Consider the following 18,077-nt stretch of genomic DNA (forward strand, 5'->3'; position numbering starts at 1 on the left):
CAGAGATCGGTCATTCTAGGGAACGGTTCCAAGGGGTTAACCCTTGGTTCGTCAGACTACTTTCACGGTGATGCCGGTCAGGCCATCGACACCGCCGGTCATGGTGTCGCCCTTGACCACCGCAGCGACGCCCTCGGGCGTGCCGGTGTAAATCAGGTCACCAGGCTGCAGCTCCCAGGCAGCGGACAGGTGTTCGATGGTCTCGGCGATGTTCCAGATCAGCTTGGCGACATTGCTGCGCTGGCGGTCGCTGCCGTTGACCTGGATCCAGATCGCGGCGTTGCCAATGTCGCCGGCCTCGCCGGCGGGTGTGATGGGGCCAATGGGGGCCGACTGGTCGTAGCCCTTGCCGATGCACCAGGGGCGGCCCTGTTTTTTCATCTCGGTCTGCAAGTCTCGGCGTGTCATGTCCAGACCCACAGCGTAGCCGTAGATGTGTTGCGCTGCATCCGCAGCCGCGATGTTGCGGCCGCCGCGGCCGATCGCCACCACCAGTTCAATCTCGTGGTGCAGGTTGGCGGTCAGGCTGGGGTAGGGGATGGTTGCGGTCTGGCCGGCGTCGCCGACCACGATGGCGTCCGCCGGCTTGAGGAAGAAGAAAGGCGGCTCGCGGCCGGTGAACCCCATTTCCTTGGCATGTTCTTCGTAGTTGCGGCCGACGCAGTAGATGCGGTGCACAGGAAAGCGCTCGGCGCGGCCGGCCACCGGCACAGACACGACGGGGGGTGGGGTGAAGACAAAACTCATCGCGAACCTTTCAGGTCAGGGAGTGGGTGTGTGGTCAGAGTTGCGAGGCCGGCAGGCGCACCACCATGCCGTCCAGCTCGGGCGTGAGCTTCACCTGGCAGCTCAGACGGCTGACGGGCTCAACCGGGCTGGCCGCGAAGTCGAGCATGTCGGTTTCGTCGGCGACCGGCTGGGGCAGCTTCTCGGCCCAGGGGTTGTCGATCATCACGTGGCAGGTGGCGCAGGTCAGCACGCCGCCGCAATCGGCGTCGATGCCACGCACGTTGGCGTCGACGGCGGCCTTCATCAGGCTTTGGCCGGTCTTGGCCTCGATGGTTTCTTCGCTCTTGTCGGTCCGGACGAACCGGATGCGGATGGTGCTCATGGGGTGTTCAATCAGTAGCGGCTGAAGTATTCGCGCCGTTCGAAATCGGTCTTGTCCTTGGCGTCCGTGTGGCGGTCGAGTTCGGACTGTTTGATGCGGCGGAAGTGCTGGACCACGGCCTCTCCCAATCCTGCCACAAGGCAGGCGTCGGCTTGCAGTGCGGCCAGCGCGTCGCCCAGGTTGTCTGGCAACAGCGCCTGCCCGCTGGCATACGGCGACTCGGTAGCGGCCGGTGGCTCCAGCCCCTTCACCAGACCGTCGAGACCGGCGTGGATCTGCGAGGCCATGTACAGATAGGGGTTGGCCGCCGGCTCCCCGATGCGGTTTTCGATCCGGGTGGCGCCGTCGCCCGCACCACCGACCACGCGCAGCATCGCTCCACGGTTGTCCTGGCCCCAGAGGATGTTCTGCGGTGCCAGCGCGTTGGGGCGGAAACGGGCAAAGCCATTGACTGTGGGTGTGCACAACGGAGTCATGCCCCGCGCGTGCGCCAGCAGGCCGGCCAGCCAGTGCGTGCCGGCGTCGGACAGCGTGTGGCGGGCGTCGGCCGGGTTGCTGCCCTCGGCCGGTGCAGGGCGGGCGAAAGCATTGCGGCCGCTATCGCGTTCGACCAGCGACTGGTGCAGGTGCCAGCCACTGGACATGATGTTCGGGAATGGAGGCCGGCACATGAAGGTGGCCAGATAGCCGGCGCGGCGCAGCGCCTGGCGTACGCCATTGCGGAACAGCACCATCTGGTCGGCTGCGGTGAGCGCATCGGTGGCGTCGAACACCGCTTCGACTTGGCTGGGCCCGAGTTCGATTTCCAGCGACTGCAACGGCAGCCCCAGCGCCTGTGCCGTGGCCATCACGATGCGCAGCGGCTCGTCGGCCATGTCGCTCATGGCTTCGGCCTGAAGGTTGTAGCCCGGGTGGATCATCTGCACCGCAGGCGGCAGGCCCGGCCATGCCGCCAGTTCCGGATCCAGCTGCGGCGAGGCGTCGGTGATGCGGTAGATGTGGAACTCGACCTCCAGCCCGGTCTTCAACCCGAAGCCGGTCACCCCCAACGTCGCTAGCGCCTGCTGCAGCACGCGGCGGCTGTCGATCTCCACCGGGCGGCCGTCGGGGAACCAGGGCTGGCAGCGCAGCCAGCCCGTGCCCTCGGCCCAAGGCAGGACCACAAAGCTCGCAGGATCGGGCAGCAGCATCAGGTTGGACGCGCCGGAGAACCCGGGCAGGCCGTCGGTGCCGCCGGCCTCGAACACCTTCCAGGCGGTGCGGTCGGCGGTGTCCTTGAGCATCATGGTGCCGACCATGCCGACGCCGTCGCGCAGGGCGCGGATCGCGGCATGGGGCATCAGCGTCTTGCCGCGCAGTTGGCCGTGCGCGTCGCACCAGCCCATGCGCACCCGCTGCACGCCGCTGGCCTCGATCACGCGCGCCAGCTGCTGGCACGCGGCTTCCCGTTCGGCGTCGTGCACGCCGCAGCGCTGGGCGAAGTACCTCATTTCGCGCCTGCCAGGGTGTCGGCCGTTGCAGCGGCTTCGTTTGCCCAGGGCGCGCCTTCGCGTTTGGCTTGCACTGCGTTCTGCCACCAGCGCTGCCAGTCGTCCGCCGGTGTGATGCCGTCCACGGTGTCCGGGCCGACGATGGCCGGCGCCTGCGCAGGATCGGCGATGCCCGGCGGCGTACCGCCTCGTTCCACCGTGTCCATCGCCTGATTCAGCAGGCGGCGGTTGGCCATGATCACCTTGTCGGTCGTGCCCAGGTGCTCGCGCGTTCGGTCCTGGATCGCGCCCATGCTCTCGCAGGCCCACTGGTCGTGCACGTTGATGTCTTCCTCGCCCATGCCCAGGTAGGTGCGGTCCTGCTGCTCGTCGGGGTTGAAGCCCCACTGGTTCCACCTGCCGGCCTTGGGGATGTAGTCGGGCAGGGTCACGGCCTTGAGGCGCTGCTGGCGCATGGTGGCCTTGTCGACCGGCGCGTCGAAACTGGTGAAAAAGGCATACCAATAGTTGCGGGTGTCGTCGACCGGTACGTGCATCTGTGTGATCGTCATGGTCTCCGACAGAGGGATCACGAAGGTCTGCGGAAACACGGCGTTGGTCACCCGCACATGGGTCAGCGCATCGTTCAATGGTCGCAAGGCCGTGAGCTGCAGTCCATAGGGTTGGGTGCTGAACGAAATCTCAGGGCGCGCGAATTCACGCATCACTTTGGTCATTGGCCAGCGCTCGCCGCCGATGTCGCCAGCACTGGCGCCGCGGAACTGCTTGCCGTAGCTGCCCTCGAGCGGCGCGTCTTCGAAGAAGCGGTGCAGGTAGGAGGCGTGCGCCGGGTCGATGCCGACTTCGAAAGCCTGCAGCCAGTTGCAGTGCCAGAGGCCCTTGAACACGAAGCTGTGGGAGGCGGGAGCCGTGAAGCAGTCCAGCGCGGGGAAGGGTGGCGGTTCCATGCCTTCCGGCCCCAGCCAGGCGAACAGCGCACCGCCCTTTTCGACCAGCGGGTAGCTGCGCTGGCGCACGCGGCTGCACAGCGTGCTGCCGACCGGCTCGGCCGGGGTGTCGGTGCACTGGCCAGTGGCGTCGAATTTCCAGCCGTGGAACGGGCAGCGCAGGCCATCGCCTTCGTTGCGGCCATAAGCCAGATCGGCGCCGCGGTGCGGGCAGTCGCGGTCCAGCAGGCCATAGCGCCCTTGAGCGTCCTTGAACAGCACGAAGTCTTGTCCGAGCAGCCGCACAGCCTTCACCGGACGGGACGCCATCGGCGGATCGAGCGCAGGATCGAACTCGTCGAGCATTGCCACCGGCTGCCAGTAACGCCGCAGCAGTTCACCGCCGGGTGTGCCCGGGCCGACCTGGGTGAGTCGCTGGTTCTGTTCGGCTTTCATGCGCGTCTCCTGCGTGATTGCGTCGAACGTTAACCGATTTTGGTGGCCGTGGAGGCCTTTGCGGAGGTGTATCGTGGAGCCATGGAGACACCTGAAATCAAGCCACCGTCCAATGGCAGCGGACTGACGCTGCGGCGGGTGGCGATCGATACCTGGCGCGAAAACGTCGCCTACCTGCACCGCGACTGCGAGGTGGTGCGTGCGGAAGGTTTTCAGGCGCTGGCCAAGGTCGAGATCCGGGCCAATGGCAAACGCATTCTGGCGACGCTCAACGTCGTCGACGACCCCTGCATCGTGGGGCAGCAAGAGATCGGCGTGTCGGAGGACGCGTTCCTGCAGCTGGACATTGCCGAAGGCCACCCCGCCAGCGTGACGCAGGCCGAACCGCCGGCCTCGATTCCGGCGCTGTTCCGCAAGATCAACGGCGAGCGGCTGGGGCAGGCTGACTTTCGCGCCATCGTGGCCGACATCGCGCAGCGCCGCTATTCCAAGATCGAACTGACGGCGTTTGTGGTCGCCAGCAACCGCAGCGAGCTCGACCGCGAGGAGGTGTACTTCCTGACCGACGCCATGGTGGCGTCCGGGCGGCGGCTGGACTGGCACGAACCGCTGGTGGTCGACAAGCATTGCATCGGCGGCATTCCCGGCAACCGGACCTCGATGCTGGTCGTGCCCATCGTCGCGGCCTACGGTCTGGTGTTTCCCAAGACCTCGTCGCGCGCCATCACCTCACCCGCCGGCACGGCAGACACCATGGAGGTGCTGGCCGATGTGGAGCTGCCATTCGACCGGCTGACCGACATCGTGCGCGAGCACCGCGGTTGCCTGGCCTGGGGCGGCACCGCCGACCTGTCGCCGGCGGACGATGTGCTGATCTCGGTGGAACGACCGCTGGCGCTGGATTCGCCGGGGCAGATGGTCGCGTCGATCCTGTCCAAGAAGATCGCAGCGGGCGCCACGCATCTGGTGCTCGACATTCCGATCGGGCCGACCGCCAAGGTGCGTTCCATGCCCGAGGCGCAACGCCTGCGCCGCCTGTTCGAATACGTGGCGCAGCGCCTGCACCTGTCGCTGGACGTGGTGATCACCGACGGGCGCCAGCCCGTGGGGCGCGGCATCGGTCCGGCGCTGGAGGCGCGCGACGTGATGCGGGTGCTGGAGAACCACCCTGACGCCCCAGACGACCTGCGACAGAAGTCGTTGCGGCTGGCAGGCCGGCTGATCGAGTGCAGCCCCGATGTTCGGGGCGGGCAGGGCTACGCGATTGCGCGCGACATCCTGGAGTCGGGGCGTGCCCTGACCCGCATGCGGTCCATCATCGCCGCGCAAGGCGCCCGCGATTTCGACCCGCACCATCCGCAGTTCGGCGCACTGACCTTCCAGGTGACGGCGCAAGCAGACGGCATGGTGGTCGGCATCGACAACTTGCAGGTGGCGCAGATCGCGCGCCTGGCCGGCGCGCCCAAGGTCAAGCGGGCAGGCGTTGACCTGATGTGCCAGCTCGGTGATGTGGTGCGCCAGGGGCAGACCCTGTACCGCATCCACGCCGACTATCCCTCCGATCTGGCTTTCGCGCGCCACGCGGTCGAGCGCCAGTCGGGCATCGTCATCGGGGCGGCCGAACAGCTGCCCCAGGTTTTTGTGGAGTTCTGATGTCGCCGCAGATTCTTTCGGGTGCGTTGCTGTGTTTCGACGACGAGCGTGCGGTGGCGCAGGCGACGGCCGACCTCACCGGCCTCACGCTGTCGGTCATAGAGCGCCACCGCTTTCCCGATGGCGAAGTGCGTGTGCGCCTGCCCGACCCGCTGCCATCGCGGGTGGTGATCTGGCGCGGGCTGCACCAGCCCAACGAGAAGCTGGTCGAGCTGCTGCTGGTCGCCCGCACGGCGCGCACGCTGGGTGCTCAGCACCTGACGCTGGTGGTGCCGTACCTGGCCTACATGCGGCAGGACATTGCGTTCAACCCCGGCGAAGCGGTGAGCCAGCGCATCATCGGGGCGCTGCTGGCGGATCTGTTCGATGCCGTGATCACGGTCGATCCGCACCTGCACCGGGTCGCGACCCTGCAGGAGGCGATTCCGGTGCACGACGCGATCGTGCTCAACGGCGCCCCACTGCTGTCTGACCACATCGCAGCGCAGTGTGCGGCCGACGTGCTGCTCATCGGACCGGACGAGGAGTCGCTGCAATGGGTGGCCCGCGCGGCGAACCGGCATGGCTGGGCGCACGGCGTGTGCCGCAAGACGCGCCATGGTGACCGGCAGGTCGACATCGAATTGCCGGATTTGCCGGTGAAAGGGCGCGCCGTGGTGCTGATGGACGATGTGGCCAGCTCGGGCCATACGCTGGCGCGGGCGGCGCAACTGCTGGGTGCAGCCGGTGCGGCGTCGATCGATGTCGCCGTGACCCACGCGCTCTTTGCCGACGGCGCCGTCGCGCTAATCCGCGAGGCGGGAGTCGATCGGATCTGGAGCACCGACTGCATTCCCCACGAGAGCAACGCCGTCAGCATCGTGCCCGAGGTGGCTGCACTGCTAAGAGGCCTCTGAAAGGCCTCTGAACACGTTCAACGTTATTCTTTGACCATGAAGCTCTACAACTACTTCCGATCCTCGGCCTCCTTCCGCGTGCGCATTGCGCTGGCGCTCAAGGGCCTGCCTTACGAATATGCGGCGGTGCATCTCGCGAAGGGCGAGCACAGGCAGACGGCGTACGCCGACATCGCGGCCGATGGCCTGGTTCCGCTGCTGGAGCTGGACGATGGCACGCGGCTGTCGCAGTCGATGGCCATCATCGAGTACCTGGACGAGGTCCATCCCGAACCGGCGCTGGTGCCGCGCGACGTGGTCGGCCGCGCGCGGGTTAGGGCGCTGGCACAGTCGATCGCCTGCGAGATCCATCCGATCAACAACCTGCGCGTGCTCAAGTACCTGTCGTCGACGCTCAAGGTGGACGAGGAAGCGAAGAACACCTGGTACCGCCACTGGGTGCGCACCGGGCTGGAATCGTTCGAACGCCAGCTGTCGCAGCTGCCGTCCTCGCGCTATTGCTTCGGCGACACGCCGACCCTGGCCGACTGCTGCCTGGTGCCGCAGATCTTCAACGGCAAGCGCTTCAACACGCCGCTGGACGGACTGCCGCGCACCATGGCGGCCTTCGACGCCTGCATGGCATTGCCTGCCTTCCAGCAGGCACAGCCTTCGGCCTGTCCGGACAACGAAGCCTGATGGCGTTCCCCTCCGACTGGCTGGTGCCCGACTGGCCGGTGCCAGCCCACATTCGTGCGGTGTTCACGACGCGCGCCGGCGGTGTGTCCGTGGCGCCGTTCGACACCTTCAACCTCGGCGACCATGTGCGCGACGATCCGTCGGCGGTGGCCGCCAACCGTCACCTGTTGCGGGACGCCACCGAAGCACGTCCGGTGTTCCTGCGGCAGGTTCACGGCGTAAAGGTTGCTCGGCTGGATGCATCGACGGCCGACGACACCGTGGCCGATGCCTGCCTGAGCAACGAACGTGGTGTGGCCTGCACGGTGATGGTGGCGGACTGCCTGCCGGTGCTCTGGTGTGCGCCGGATGGTTCGGCCGTTGCAGCTTCGCACGCGGGCTGGCGTGGGCTGTTGGGCGAGGGGGGGCGAGGGGTCCTTGAGTCGACGCTGGAAGGAATGCTTGAAACCGCGGCCCGCACTGGCACCCGTGCTGCAGCGAGCGAATTGCTCGTCTGGCTCGGACCCTGCATCGGTCCGACGGCTTTCGAAGTGGGTTCCGAGGTCCGCGATGCGTTCGTCGCGGTCCAGCCGGCGGCCGTGACCTGCTTCAAGGGATTGCCGGAAGCCGGCAAGTTCCTGGCCAACCTGCCTGCGCTGGCGCGGCTGCGCTTGCAGGCCATGGGCGTTGCACAGGCCTACGGCAACGACGGCAGCGAGGCCTGGTGCACGGTCACCCAGCCTTCACGGTTCTTTTCGCACCGGCGCGACGCCATCCGTCTCGGCAGCACTGGCCGCATGGCCGCCTGTGTCTGGATTGCCTGAGCTTGTCTGGCTGGGTTCCTGCAGTTGAAGGGCTTGCGCCGCCGCCTCACGCTCACGGATGGCCTGCCGCCGCCGCGGTCCGAGCATCAGGTAAACCACCAATGAGAGCGGCAATAAACCGTAAAGAAAAAAGGTCACAATGGCTCCCAGCAGTGAACCGTTGTCGGCAGTGGCTTCCGCCGCAGACATCATCACCGCCACGTAGAGCCAAGCGATCACAACCAGATACATAGCGACCTGCGCCCGGGAAGATGGATTGTCAGTTTGTTGGAAGTGAGCAGACTGACACTAGGGAAAACCCGGCATTTTTTCCGAAGAGGAAAAGATAATAAGCCGCAGGACAAACATCGGAGACTTGCATGACATCTGGTAAGACACCGCAGCCCGACTGGCTGCAGGCGGCTGAGCAGTTCCAGAACCAGCTCATCCAGCAATGGACCCAGGCCGCACAGGCCTTTCCCGGCGCGGCTCAGGCCTCCGCCAACACCCCCGACCCCTTCGCTGCATTCAAGGCCTTCATGCCCCAGAGCGGGGCAGCCAATCCGTTCGGCATGGCGATGCCGCAGATGGGCAACCTGCCGGGCATGGGCGACCTGCTGGCGCAGGCAACGGGGCAGAAGGTCAGCTTCGATCCGGCCAAGCTGTTGGAAATCCAGAATCAGTACCTCAAGGATGTTGCAGGCCTGTGGAACCAGGGGCCTGCTGTCCAGCCCAAGGGCGACCGCCGTTTTGCGGACGAGTCCTGGGGCAGCAACCCCGTGGCCGCGTATGCCGCGTCGGTGTACCTGCTCAACGCCCGCACCCTGATGTCGCTGGCCGATGCTGTCGAAGGCGACGCCAAGACCCGTACCCGCGTGCGCTTCGCGGTCCAGCAATGGATCGACGCCAGCGCACCGAGCAACTTCCTGGCCTTCAATGCCGAAGCGCAGAAGAAGGCGATCGAGACTCAGGGCGAAAGCATCGCCAAGGGCGTGGCCAACCTGCTGCATGACATGAAGCAGGGCCATGTCTCGATGACCGACGAGAGCGTGTTCGAGGTCGGCAAGAACGTGGCCACGACCGAAGGCGCCGTGGTGTTCGAGAACGAGCTGTTCCAGCTGATCGAATACAAGCCGCTGACCGCCAAGGTGTTCGAGCGCCCGTTCCTGCTGGTGCCGCCCTGCATCAACAAGTTCTACATCCTCGACCTGCAGCCGGCGAATTCGTTCATCCGCTACAGCGTCGAGCAGGGCAACCGCACCTTTGTGGTCAGCTGGCGCAACCCAGACGCGTCCATGTCCGGCAAGACCTGGGACGACTACATCGAGGACGCGGTCATCAAGGCGATCGGCGTGACGCAGGACATCACCGGCGCCAAGGACATCAACGCCCTGGGCTTCTGTGTCGGCGGCACCATGCTGAGCAACGCGCTGGCGGTGCTGGCGGCGCGCGGCGAGTCGCCCGTGAACAGCGCGACCTTCCTGACCACGCTGATCGACTTCACCGACACCGGCATCCTCGACGTCTTCATCGACGAGGCCTTCGTCAAGATGCGCGAGATGCAGTTCTCCGAAGGTGGCCTGATGCCGGGTCGCGACCTGGCGACCACCTTCAGCTTCCTGCGTCCGAACGACCTGGTCTGGAACTACGTCGTGGGCAACTACCTCAAGGGTGAGTCGCCGCCGCCGTTCGACCTGCTGTACTGGAACTCCGACGCGACCAACCTGCCCGGACCGTACTACGCCTGGTACCTGCGCAACATGTACCTCGAGAACAACATCGTCAAACCCGGCAAGACCACGGTCTGCGGGCAGAAGGTGGACTTCCGCAAGGTCAAGCTTCCGGTCTACATCTACGGTTCGCGCGAAGACCACATCGTGCCCATCGGCGGAAGCTACGCGAGCACCCAGGTGTTCCCGGGCAAGAAGCGCTTCGTCATGGGCGCGTCCGGCCACATCGCCGGCGTGATCAACCCGCCGGCCGCCGGCAAGCGCAGCCACTGGATCAGCAACACCGGCAAATTCCCGGCCGACGTGAACGAGTGGATCGACAGCTCCACCGAACACAAGGGCAGCTGGTGGACCGACTGGGCCGCCTGGCTCAAGCCGCTGTCGGGCAAGCAGATTCCTGCGCCCAAGACCTATGGCAAGGGCAAGGCCTACCCGGCCATCGAGCCAGCGCCGGGACGCTATGTGAAGGCGAAGGCCTGAACGTCTTGACCGGTTGCGTTCCTTGCTGAACGCAACCTTCTCATTTTCCGCAGCATTCTTTCCCCCTAGGAGACCTCCATGGAAGACATCGTCATCGTTTCCGCCGCCCGCACCGCCGTCGGCAAGTTCGGCGGTTCGCTCGCCAAGACCCCGGCCACCGAACTGGGCAGCATCGTCATCAAGGAACTGCTGGCACGCACGGGTCTGCCGGTGGATGCGATCGGTGAAGTGATCATGGGCCAGGTGCTGGCCGCTGGCGTGGGCCAGAACCCCGCCCGCCAGGCCATGATGAAGGCCGGTGTGGCCAAGGAAACGCCGGCGCTGACGATCAATGCCGTGTGTGGCTCGGGCCTGAAGGCCGTGATGCTGGCCGCCCAGGCCGTGGCCTGGGGCGACAGCGAAATCGTGATCGCCGGTGGCCAGGAAAACATGAGCGCCAGCCCGCACGTGCTCAACGGCAGCCGCGACGGTCAGCGCATGGGCGACTGGAAGATGACCGACACCATGATCGTCGACGGCCTGTGGGACGTCTACAACCAGTACCACATGGGCATCACCGCCGAAAACGTGGCCAAGGCCCATGGCATCACCCGCGAGATGCAGGACGCGCTGGCTGCAGGCAGCCAGCAGAAAGCCGCCGCGGCGCAGGCCGCCGGCAAGTTCAAGGACGAGATCGTCGGCGTGAGCATCCCTCAGCGCAAGGGTGATCCGGTCGTTTTCAACAGCGACGAATTCATCAACGCCAAGACCACGGCCGAAGTGCTGGCTGGTCTGCGCCCCGCCTTTGACAAGGCCGGTTCGGTGACCGCCGGCAACGCTTCTGGCATCAACGACGGCGCCGCCGCCGTGGTGGTGATGAGCGCCAAGAAGGCCGCGGCTCTGGGCCTCACACCTCTCGCCCGCATCGCCGCTTTCGGCACCAGCGGTCTGGACCCAGCCACCATGGGCATGGGCCCTGTGCCCGCGTCGCAGAAGGCCCTGGCCCGCGCCGGCTGGAAGGCCTCGGACGTCGACCTGTTCGAACTCAACGAAGCCTTCGCCGCCCAGGCCTGCGCCGTCAATCAGGCGCTGGACATCGATCCGGCCAAGGTCAACGTCAACGGTGGCGCGATCGCCATTGGTCACCCCATCGGCGCGTCCGGCTGCCGCATCCTGGTGACGCTGCTGCACGAGATGCAGCGCAGTGGCGCGAAGAAGGGCCTGGCCGCGCTGTGCATCGGCGGCGGCATGGGCGTTTCCCTGGCCGTTGAACGCGCCTGACATTCATCCATTTTTACCGCCATTTCGGCACCACCTAGAGGAGCAAATAACATGAGTCAAAAAGTAGCGTACGTCACCGGCGGCATGGGCGGCATCGGTACCGCCATCTGCCAGCGCCTGCATAAGGAAGGCTTCAAGGTCATCGCCGGCTGCGGCCCGACGCGCGATTTCACCAAGTGGCTGGACGAGCAGAAGGCACTGGGCTACACCTTCTACGCCTCGGTCGGCAACGTGGGCGACTGGGACTCCACCGTCGAGGCGTTTTCCAAGACCAAGGCCGAGCACGGCACGATTGACGTGCTGGTGAACAACGCCGGCATCACCAAGGACCGCATGTTCCTGAAGATGTCGCGCGAAGACTGGGACGCGGTGATGAACACCAACCTCGACTCCATGTTCAACGTGACCAAGCAGGTCGTCGGCGACATGGTCGAAAAGGGCTGGGGCCGCATCATCAACATCTCGTCGGTCAACGGTGAAAAGGGTCAGGCTGGCCAGACCAACTACTCCGCCGCCAAGGCCGGCATGCACGGCTTCTCGATGGCGCTGGCACAGGAGCTGGCGACCAAGGGCGTGACGGTCAACACCGTGAGCCCGGGCTACATCGGCACCGACATGGTCAACGCCATCCGTCCCGACGTGCTGGAAAAGATCGTTGCCACGGTGCCGGTCAAGCGCCTTGGCAAGCCCAGCGAAATCGCTTCCATCATCGCCTGGCTGGCCAGCGAAGAGGGCGGTTACGCCACCGGCGCTGACTTCTCGGTCAACGGTGGTCTGCACATGGGGTAACCTGCCGAGATGGCGTTGCAGGTGCCCTGTTGAAGAGCATTTTGTAGACGCATCTGTTTCGGTTGTGCAAGGAGCCGCTCCGGATTTCCGGGGCGGTTCTTTTTTTGCCTGGCCTTCATTCCTTCCAGAGCCGTTGAGGTCGATTCATGTCCAGCGTCGAAGTGGTCGACGGGTCCTCAGGGCCCGACATCTTTGTTCTCGGCAACCATGTGCAGGCCTGCTGCCTGCAGGTTCCACGGACACCCAAAGCGGGCGAAACCCTGCTCGCTTCTGGCATGGATGTCGAGCCGGGCGGAAAGGGATTGAACGTGGCCGTGGCGCTGGCCCGGCAGGGCTGGAATGTTGGAGCCCTGTTCGCGGTCGGGCGCGATGCAGCCGGAGAGGGATTGCAGCGATTGCTGGACGCCGAGGGCATGAGCCGTGCGACCTGCCTGAGCCTCGGCCCGCAGTCGGGTTTTGGTGTCGGGCTGATCGGTGCCGACGGACAGAACAGCATCGCGGTGTTTCTGGGGGCCAACGCGCTGCTCACGGCACAGCATGTGCGCGACCACGCGGCGCACGCCATCCGTTCCTCCCGATGGGTCTATTGCCCGTTTGAGCTGGCGATGGACGCGGTGCGGGAGACCCTTCTTGTGGGGCGTGCTGCTGGCGCGTTCAACGTGGTCAATCCGTCTCCCTTCGTTCCGATGGACGCTGACTTCTGGGACCTTTGCGACGGCATCCTGGTCAACGAAACTGAGGCCCAGGCCCTCCTGGGTTTGCCGGACGACCTGGTGTCTGAAGGGCGGCTGGCCGAGGTGGATCGGTGGATCAGCTGGTTCGGCTCGCGTCCGCAGCTGGCGCTGGCTGGCAGGGTCTGGCGCGGGCAATGGCTAGTCGTCACGCTCGGGGAGCAGGGTGCCCTGATGTGGCGCCTTGGTCATTCACCGGTGTGGGTGGCCGCCCCGGTAGTTGCAGCGATCGACACCGTGGGTTGCGGGGATGCTTTTGCCAGCGGCTTTCTGACGGTATGGGCGCAAACGCGGGATCCGGTGCGGGCGCTCACGGCTGGCAATGCCTGCGGAGCAAGGATGGCGACACGGCAAGGTGTGCTGGCTGCGTTGCCGGGCCGGATTCAGTTGGCGAACTGGCTGGACAAGGATGGTCTGATGGCGTGAAGCGCCCGTGACCAGTGGCTCAGGTGTTGAGCTGCACCCGATAGACGTAGGCATCGCCCCGGAACGTGCCTTCGACATATTCCGCCAGCTGGTGGCCGGCTGTGTAGGTCTTGCGCTTGAGCAGGAGGCAGGGCTGAGGGTCTGAGAAGCCGAAGCACTCCTGCTCCTGCGCGCTGCTCAGAATGGCTTCGATGCTTTGCTCTGCCTGGGCCAGCCGAATGCCGCAGCGCTGGTTCAGGAACTGGTAGGTCGATTGCTGTTCCTGCCATTCCAGCATTTCAGGCGCGAGTGTCAGGTCGTACCAGGCGCACTCCCGTGTCATCGGCACATCGTCGCCGAAGCGGACCCGCACCAGCTTGAGAAATCGTGCGCTGGAGGAGCGCCCGAAGATAGATGCAATCGTGCGGTCCTGCACCACCTCGCGTTCGAGCAGGCGCGTCGACGCGGTCATGCCCAGTTCGCGCATTTCTTCGGTAAACCCCTTGAGGCGCCCCATCTGCGGTGCCACCGCCTGCGCAGGGACCTGGATCCTGACGCCCCCCCGCCCGTGGGCGGTCATGGCCTGCTCGCTCTTCAGGGCTTCATAGCACATCTTGACGGCCGTGCGGCTGATGTTGAGCTGTTCGGCCAGCACCCGCTCCGAAGGCAGGCTGTCCCCGGTCTTGAGGGTGCCCTGGGCGATCTGCGCCTTGATCTGGCGCACGAGTTGGCCGTAGTAGGGCTCGGAGAGGCGCCGGTCGATGGTCAGTCGCAGAGGCGAGTCACCGCCTGCCTCGAAGGTGAACACCTCCACGGGAGAGTCTTTGTTGACGGAGGAGGCGGAATCTGTCTTCACCACGCAGGGACCTTTTGTGCAGTTGGCGGCCATTCTGACACCGTTCGCGATGGCTGAATCCGTTAAAAAAAGATCCAAAATGTATCTATCATTCGAAAAGTACCTTATTGGATATTGTTTGGTCTCTTGGAGCCCGCAGGAGGAATCCGCATGAACAAGACTTTCACCGCTGTCAGCGATGCTTCTTCGTCGATCCGGTGGGCCATTGCGGTTGCGTTGTGCACCTGGCTGGCTGCCTGTGGCGGCAGCGGTACCTCTGCGGATCCCCATGCGGGAGCCAGCGCGGCTTGGCAAGATCCATCGCAGCTCTCCAAGGGTGCGGCACTCAGCACCATGGAGTTGACCGCCGCCGAGAAGCGGGCTACTGCAGCCGATGCGTCGTCGCCGACTGCATTGGACGAACTGCCTGCCGGCCAGATCGCGGCCAAGAGTGCCTATGCCTCCGGTGCAGTCGCGCGCAAAGCCCTGGCTGTTCGCATCCCCGTCTACAGGTTCTACAACGGCCGCACTGGCGCACATTTCTTCACCACCAACACCACCGAGCGAGACACGGTGGTTGCCACGCTCTCGCCGCCGTTCAGCCTGGAAGGTGCGGCATTCTCGGTCGCCAGTGCCTACTCGCCCGGTCTCTCGCCTGTGCACCGCTTCTTCAACACGCAGACCGGCGTTCACTTCTACACGATCAGCGAGGCCGAGCGGGCCAACGTGGTGGCGACCTTGCCGCACTTCCAATACGAGGGTGTGGCCTATTACGCCAGCCAGGTGGCGGGGCAAGGCCTGATCCCGTTCTACCGGTTCTATGTGCCCAGCAAAGGGTTTCACTTCTACACCGCGAGTGAGACCGAGAAGAACAGCATCATCGCCAACCTGGCGGCGACCTACAGCTTTGAGGGTATCGGCTACTACGTGCTCGACAGCAACTGGATCGCCGAGAAGCTGCCGCACACGGGCCTCACATCCAGCCAGTGCTATCAGCCAGCAAGCTCCACGCTGACCGCTTGTAGCAGCTCCTTGGTCACCGACTTCAACGCTCAGCAGGACGGGCACCGCGCAGCCATCACCCCCATGCACTACAGCGCGGTCGGTGGACGTCCGCTGACCAGTTGTGTGCGCGATGACGTCACCGGTTTGATCTGGGAAGGCAAAGAGGCCAGTGGCGCGCGATACGGCAACAACATCTACACCAACCTGGGCGGAGGCGCGCCGACGGACGTCAGTGGCTATGTGGCGGAGGTGAACACCGCCAACCTTTGTGGCTTCAGCGACTGGCGCTTGCCCACGACGCAGGAGCTGTTGAGTCTCGTGGACTATGGTCGCATCGCCGGCCTCCCGCTGAACCCTACCGCGTTTCCGAACACCGGAGGCGGCACCCACTGGACTTCCGATTTGTGGGGCGGCGCCTCTGCCTGGATCGTGCACTTTGGTGCGTCATCTGGGTATTCAAGCTTCGCGAACCGCACCAGCACAGCCTATGTCCGTCTCGTGCGCGGTAGTGGACCCAGCGGGGCGCGCTTCACGTACAGCACGGTGCCCTACGGGAGCGACGCCGCCAACAACCTGGTGAGCGATGCGTGGACCGGGCTCCAGTGGCGGCGCTGCGAGGAGGGGCGGGTCTGGAGCGGCAGTACCTGTACCGGCAACCCAGCGACATTCACGCATGAGCAGGCGCTGGCGCATGCCAGGGTGCAAGCCGGATGGCGGCTGCCCAACATCAAGGAGCTGGCCAGCCTGACCGACTTGGCCGTGGGCGGAGCAGCAGCCATCCATCCAGCGGCATTTCCGGGCGCCAGCGGGACTTTTTTGTGGTCGTCGTCCCCGTATGCCGGCGACCCCTATTACGCCTGGTACATCTACTTCGGCTATGGCACCGTCAACTACGGCAGCAGTCGCAGCAGTCCTTACGCGATACGCCTGGTGCTTGCCAGTCAGTGACCGGTTTTCGACGTCGCCGTGCATCGGCTTCTTTTCTTTGAAGGTTTTTTCATGAGCTTTTCTGTGTCGCTCCACCGCATCCCTTTGTGCTGGCTTTTTGTTGCGTTTCTGAGTGGCTTGCTGGTCGCCTGTGGTGGCGGTCAATCCGCAACCGCCGAGGACAAAGGCGCTGCACCTGTGGCGAACGGATCGGCCTTGCTCGCGAAGGGTGCGGCCCTCAGCAGTGCAGACCTGGCCGCCGCCGAGAAGCGGGCCGTGTCGGCGGATGCCATGGCGTCGCCAACCTCACTGGACGGGCTGCCTGCCGGCCAGATTGCGGCCAAGAGTGCCTATGCCTCCGGTGCGGTCGCGCGCAAGGCCCTGGCTGTTCGCATCCCCGTCTACCGGTTCTACAACGGCCGCACCGGCGCGCATTTCTTCACCACCAACACCACCGAGCGAGATACCGTGGTTGCCACGCTCTCGCCGCCGTTCAGCCTGGAAGGCGCGGCCTTCTCGGTCGCCAGTGCGTACTCGCCGGGATTGAGCCCCGTGCACCGCTTCTTCAACACGCAGACCGGCGTTCACTTCTACACGATCAGCGAGGCCGAGCGGGCCAACGTGGTGGCGACCTTGCCGCACTTCCAATACGAGGGCGTGGCCTACCACGCCAGCCAGGTGGCGGGGCAGGGCCTGATCCCGTTCTACCGGTTCTATGTGCCCAGCAAAGGGTTTCACTTCTACACCGCGAGTGAGACCGAGAAGAACAGCATCATCGCCAACCTGGCGGCGACCTACAGCTTTGAGGGTATCGGCTACTACGTGCTCGACAGCAACTGGAACGCCGAGAAGCTGCCGCACACGGGTCTCACATCCAGTCAGTGCTACAAGGAAGGCGGGGACGCGCTGGTGACCTGCGCACCGACACCGTTGCAGACTTTGCTCGGCCCGACATCGCTCACGCTCAACCCGAACCAGGACGGGCACCGGGCCAGCGTCAATCCGATGACCTATAGCCTGGTGGGAGGCAACCCCACGGTCAACTGCGTCAGAGACAACGTGACCGGCCTGGTCTGGGAGGGCAAGACCGCCGCCGATGACAGGGCTGGTTCCAGGACATTCACCCATCTCGGCAATGCCCAGTACGCCGACACCAGTGGCTACGTGACTTCCGTCAACGAAACCCAACTCTGTGGCTTCAGTGACTGGCGCATCCCGACGGTGCTGGAGTTGCAGTCGCTGGTGAACTACTCGAAGAACAGGTCCGGCGGTGAACCCGTCATCGACAGTCTGTTCTTTCCCAACACATCTGCAGCCAGCTACTGGAGCGCAGATTTCGCCGACGCCAATGTTGGCCAGTCGTTCGATGTGAGCTTCCAGAGCGGCATGGTCAGTACGAGCCCGAGAACCCCCGCCCATGCACGCCACCTGCGGCTGGTCAGGGGCAGCATGGCTGGTGGGACCCGGTTCAGCTATTCCACCGTGGCCTATGGCAGCGATGCACCCAACAACCTGGTGAACGATGCGCTCACCGGCTTGCAGTGGCGCCGGTGTGCCGAGGGCATGCAGTGGACGGGCAGCGCATGCACGGGCTCGGCTTCTTCCTTCAGTCACGAAGCGGCGTTGGCGCATGCCAATCAGTCTGGATGGCGCATGCCCAATATCAAGGAACTCAACAGCCTGCTGGACCGTTCCGTCTTTCAAGCTCCCCGAACCGACACCACCGCGTTTCCCCAGACGCCGGCGCAGTACTTCTGGAGCTCGACGCCGGATGTCTATGCGAGCGAATACGCCTGGTCGGCCAGCGTTGGCTCCGGTGTGGTCAGTTCGTCAGGCGCGCGCAGCGGGACGAACGCTTTGCGCCTGGTCCGTTCGGTCCCATGACCACGTGGCCCGGCGTCCTTCGGCGCATTCGCCGGGGTG

16 protein-coding genes are annotated in these 18,077 nt (G+C 65.0%); 10 read left to right on the plus strand and 6 right to left on the minus strand.

Annotated elements, in window-relative coordinates; all coding sequences use genetic code 11:
• Window positions 1–51: 51 nt before the first annotated feature.
• From ACLIJ1_RS21050 to ACLIJ1_RS21065, 4 genes are read right to left on the minus strand one after another with little or no spacing between them, the layout of a single operon-like run.
• Window positions 52–747: a fumarylacetoacetate hydrolase family protein gene (locus ACLIJ1_RS21050; protein ID WP_411367507.1), complete on the minus strand. Its 696-nt coding sequence runs from the start codon at window positions 745–747 to the stop codon at window positions 52–54.
• Between the two features lie 34 nt (window positions 748–781).
• Window positions 782–1,111, minus strand: coding sequence for a 2Fe-2S iron-sulfur cluster-binding protein (locus tag ACLIJ1_RS21055; protein WP_411367508.1), 330 nt, complete (start codon window positions 1,109–1,111; stop codon window positions 782–784).
• Window positions 1,112–1,122: 11 nt separating this feature from the next.
• Complete coding sequence (locus tag ACLIJ1_RS21060) at window positions 1,123–2,601, minus strand: glutamine synthetase family protein (protein ID WP_411367509.1); 1,479 nt, start codon at window positions 2,599–2,601, stop codon at window positions 1,123–1,125.
• Window positions 2,598–3,983 carry a Rieske 2Fe-2S domain-containing protein gene (locus ACLIJ1_RS21065; protein WP_411367510.1) on the minus strand — a complete coding sequence of 462 codons (1,386 nt, stop codon included), beginning with the start codon at window positions 3,981–3,983 and terminating at the stop codon, window positions 2,598–2,600. The genes ACLIJ1_RS21060 and ACLIJ1_RS21065 overlap by 4 nt, the downstream gene beginning before the upstream one ends.
• A gap of 81 nt (window positions 3,984–4,064) precedes the next feature.
• Between ACLIJ1_RS21065 and ACLIJ1_RS21070 the strand changes: the two genes are divergently transcribed.
• From ACLIJ1_RS21070 to pgeF, 4 genes are read left to right on the plus strand one after another with little or no spacing between them, the layout of a single operon-like run.
• Window positions 4,065–5,636 (plus strand): thymidine phosphorylase family protein, encoded by a 1,572-nt coding sequence (locus ACLIJ1_RS21070; RefSeq protein ID WP_411367511.1) that lies wholly within the window; start codon window positions 4,065–4,067, stop codon window positions 5,634–5,636.
• Window positions 5,636–6,532 carry a ribose-phosphate diphosphokinase gene (locus ACLIJ1_RS21075; RefSeq protein ID WP_411367512.1) on the plus strand — a complete coding sequence of 299 codons (897 nt, stop codon included), beginning with the start codon at window positions 5,636–5,638 and terminating at the stop codon, window positions 6,530–6,532. The genes ACLIJ1_RS21070 and ACLIJ1_RS21075 overlap by 1 nt, the downstream gene beginning before the upstream one ends.
• A 36-nt stretch (window positions 6,533–6,568) precedes the next feature.
• The gene (gene maiA, locus ACLIJ1_RS21080) at window positions 6,569–7,210 is read left to right on the plus strand and encodes a maleylacetoacetate isomerase (RefSeq protein WP_411367513.1); all 642 of its coding nucleotides are present in this window, start codon (window positions 6,569–6,571) and stop codon (window positions 7,208–7,210) included.
• Window positions 7,210–8,013 carry a peptidoglycan editing factor PgeF gene (pgeF, locus tag ACLIJ1_RS21085; RefSeq protein WP_411367514.1) on the plus strand — a complete coding sequence of 268 codons (804 nt, stop codon included), beginning with the start codon at window positions 7,210–7,212 and terminating at the stop codon, window positions 8,011–8,013. Before maiA ends, pgeF begins: the two co-directional genes overlap by 1 nt.
• On the opposite strand, the gene ACLIJ1_RS21090 is transcribed toward pgeF, so the two are convergent.
• A complete protein-coding gene (locus ACLIJ1_RS21090) occupies window positions 7,933–8,244 on the minus strand; it encodes a hypothetical protein (protein ID WP_411367515.1) in 312 nt (103 codons plus the stop codon). The two genes, pgeF and ACLIJ1_RS21090, sit on opposite strands and share 81 nt — an antisense overlap.
• A gap of 128 nt (window positions 8,245–8,372) precedes the next feature.
• On the opposite strand from ACLIJ1_RS21090, the gene phaC reads away from it, so the two are divergent.
• The 4 genes from phaC (at window position 8,373) to ACLIJ1_RS21110 (ending at window position 13,408) form a co-directional block, all read left to right on the plus strand.
• Window positions 8,373–10,202 (plus strand): class I poly(R)-hydroxyalkanoic acid synthase, encoded by a 1,830-nt coding sequence (phaC, locus tag ACLIJ1_RS21095; protein ID WP_411367516.1) that lies wholly within the window; start codon window positions 8,373–8,375, stop codon window positions 10,200–10,202.
• A gap of 78 nt (window positions 10,203–10,280) precedes the next feature.
• Window positions 10,281–11,462, plus strand: coding sequence for an acetyl-CoA C-acetyltransferase (locus tag ACLIJ1_RS21100; RefSeq protein ID WP_411367517.1), 1,182 nt, complete (start codon window positions 10,281–10,283; stop codon window positions 11,460–11,462).
• Between the two features lie 51 nt (window positions 11,463–11,513).
• A complete protein-coding gene (phbB, locus tag ACLIJ1_RS21105; protein ID WP_291102368.1) occupies window positions 11,514–12,251 on the plus strand; it encodes an acetoacetyl-CoA reductase in 738 nt (245 codons plus the stop codon).
• 146 nt (window positions 12,252–12,397) lie between these two features.
• Window positions 12,398–13,408, plus strand: coding sequence for a PfkB family carbohydrate kinase (locus tag ACLIJ1_RS21110; RefSeq protein WP_411367518.1), 1,011 nt, complete (start codon window positions 12,398–12,400; stop codon window positions 13,406–13,408).
• 19 nt (window positions 13,409–13,427) lie between these two features.
• Here the strand turns inward: ACLIJ1_RS21110 and ACLIJ1_RS21115 are convergent, their stop codons facing one another.
• Window positions 13,428–14,243 carry a GntR family transcriptional regulator gene (locus ACLIJ1_RS21115; protein ID WP_411367519.1) on the minus strand — a complete coding sequence of 272 codons (816 nt, stop codon included), beginning with the start codon at window positions 14,241–14,243 and terminating at the stop codon, window positions 13,428–13,430.
• A gap of 150 nt (window positions 14,244–14,393) precedes the next feature.
• On the opposite strand from ACLIJ1_RS21115, the gene ACLIJ1_RS21120 reads away from it, so the two are divergent.
• Window positions 14,394–16,175 carry a DUF1566 domain-containing protein gene (locus tag ACLIJ1_RS21120; protein WP_411367520.1) on the plus strand — a complete coding sequence of 594 codons (1,782 nt, stop codon included), beginning with the start codon at window positions 14,394–14,396 and terminating at the stop codon, window positions 16,173–16,175.
• 51 nt (window positions 16,176–16,226) lie between these two features.
• Window positions 16,227–18,038 carry a DUF1566 domain-containing protein gene (locus tag ACLIJ1_RS21125; protein ID WP_411367521.1) on the plus strand — a complete coding sequence of 604 codons (1,812 nt, stop codon included), beginning with the start codon at window positions 16,227–16,229 and terminating at the stop codon, window positions 18,036–18,038.
• Window positions 18,039–18,077 lie beyond the last annotated feature (39 nt).

This window comes from Hydrogenophaga sp. RWCD_12 (assembly GCF_046604225.1).
GTDB lineage: Bacteria > Pseudomonadota > Gammaproteobacteria > Burkholderiales > Burkholderiaceae_C > Hydrogenophaga.

What these genes read in the sequence shown, in the direction of transcription:
- ACLIJ1_RS21060 (WP_411367509.1), bottom strand. Translation starts at nt 2,601, where the DNA reads ATGAGGTACTTCGCCCAGCGCTGCGGCGTGCACGACGCCGAACGGGAA.
- ACLIJ1_RS21120 (WP_411367520.1), top strand. Translation starts at nt 14,394, where the DNA reads ATGAACAAGACTTTCACCGCTGTCAGCGATGCTTCTTCGTCGATCCGG.
- ACLIJ1_RS21100 (WP_411367517.1), top strand. Translation starts at nt 10,281, where the DNA reads ATGGAAGACATCGTCATCGTTTCCGCCGCCCGCACCGCCGTCGGCAAG.
- ACLIJ1_RS21125 (WP_411367521.1), top strand. Translation starts at nt 16,227, where the DNA reads ATGAGCTTTTCTGTGTCGCTCCACCGCATCCCTTTGTGCTGGCTTTTT.
- maiA (WP_411367513.1), top strand. Translation starts at nt 6,569, where the DNA reads ATGAAGCTCTACAACTACTTCCGATCCTCGGCCTCCTTCCGCGTGCGC.
- phaC (WP_411367516.1), top strand. Translation starts at nt 8,373, where the DNA reads ATGACATCTGGTAAGACACCGCAGCCCGACTGGCTGCAGGCGGCTGAG.
- phbB (WP_291102368.1), top strand. Translation starts at nt 11,514, where the DNA reads ATGAGTCAAAAAGTAGCGTACGTCACCGGCGGCATGGGCGGCATCGGT.
- ACLIJ1_RS21070 (WP_411367511.1), top strand. Translation starts at nt 4,065, where the DNA reads ATGGAGACACCTGAAATCAAGCCACCGTCCAATGGCAGCGGACTGACG.
- ACLIJ1_RS21050 (WP_411367507.1), bottom strand. Translation starts at nt 747, where the DNA reads ATGAGTTTTGTCTTCACCCCACCCCCCGTCGTGTCTGTGCCGGTGGCC.
- ACLIJ1_RS21065 (WP_411367510.1), bottom strand. Translation starts at nt 3,983, where the DNA reads ATGAAAGCCGAACAGAACCAGCGACTCACCCAGGTCGGCCCGGGCACA.
- ACLIJ1_RS21055 (WP_411367508.1), bottom strand. Translation starts at nt 1,111, where the DNA reads ATGAGCACCATCCGCATCCGGTTCGTCCGGACCGACAAGAGCGAAGAA.
- pgeF (WP_411367514.1), top strand. Translation starts at nt 7,210, where the DNA reads ATGGCGTTCCCCTCCGACTGGCTGGTGCCCGACTGGCCGGTGCCAGCC.
- ACLIJ1_RS21110 (WP_411367518.1), top strand. Translation starts at nt 12,398, where the DNA reads ATGTCCAGCGTCGAAGTGGTCGACGGGTCCTCAGGGCCCGACATCTTT.
- ACLIJ1_RS21090 (WP_411367515.1), bottom strand. Translation starts at nt 8,244, where the DNA reads ATGTATCTGGTTGTGATCGCTTGGCTCTACGTGGCGGTGATGATGTCT.
- ACLIJ1_RS21075 (WP_411367512.1), top strand. Translation starts at nt 5,636, where the DNA reads ATGTCGCCGCAGATTCTTTCGGGTGCGTTGCTGTGTTTCGACGACGAG.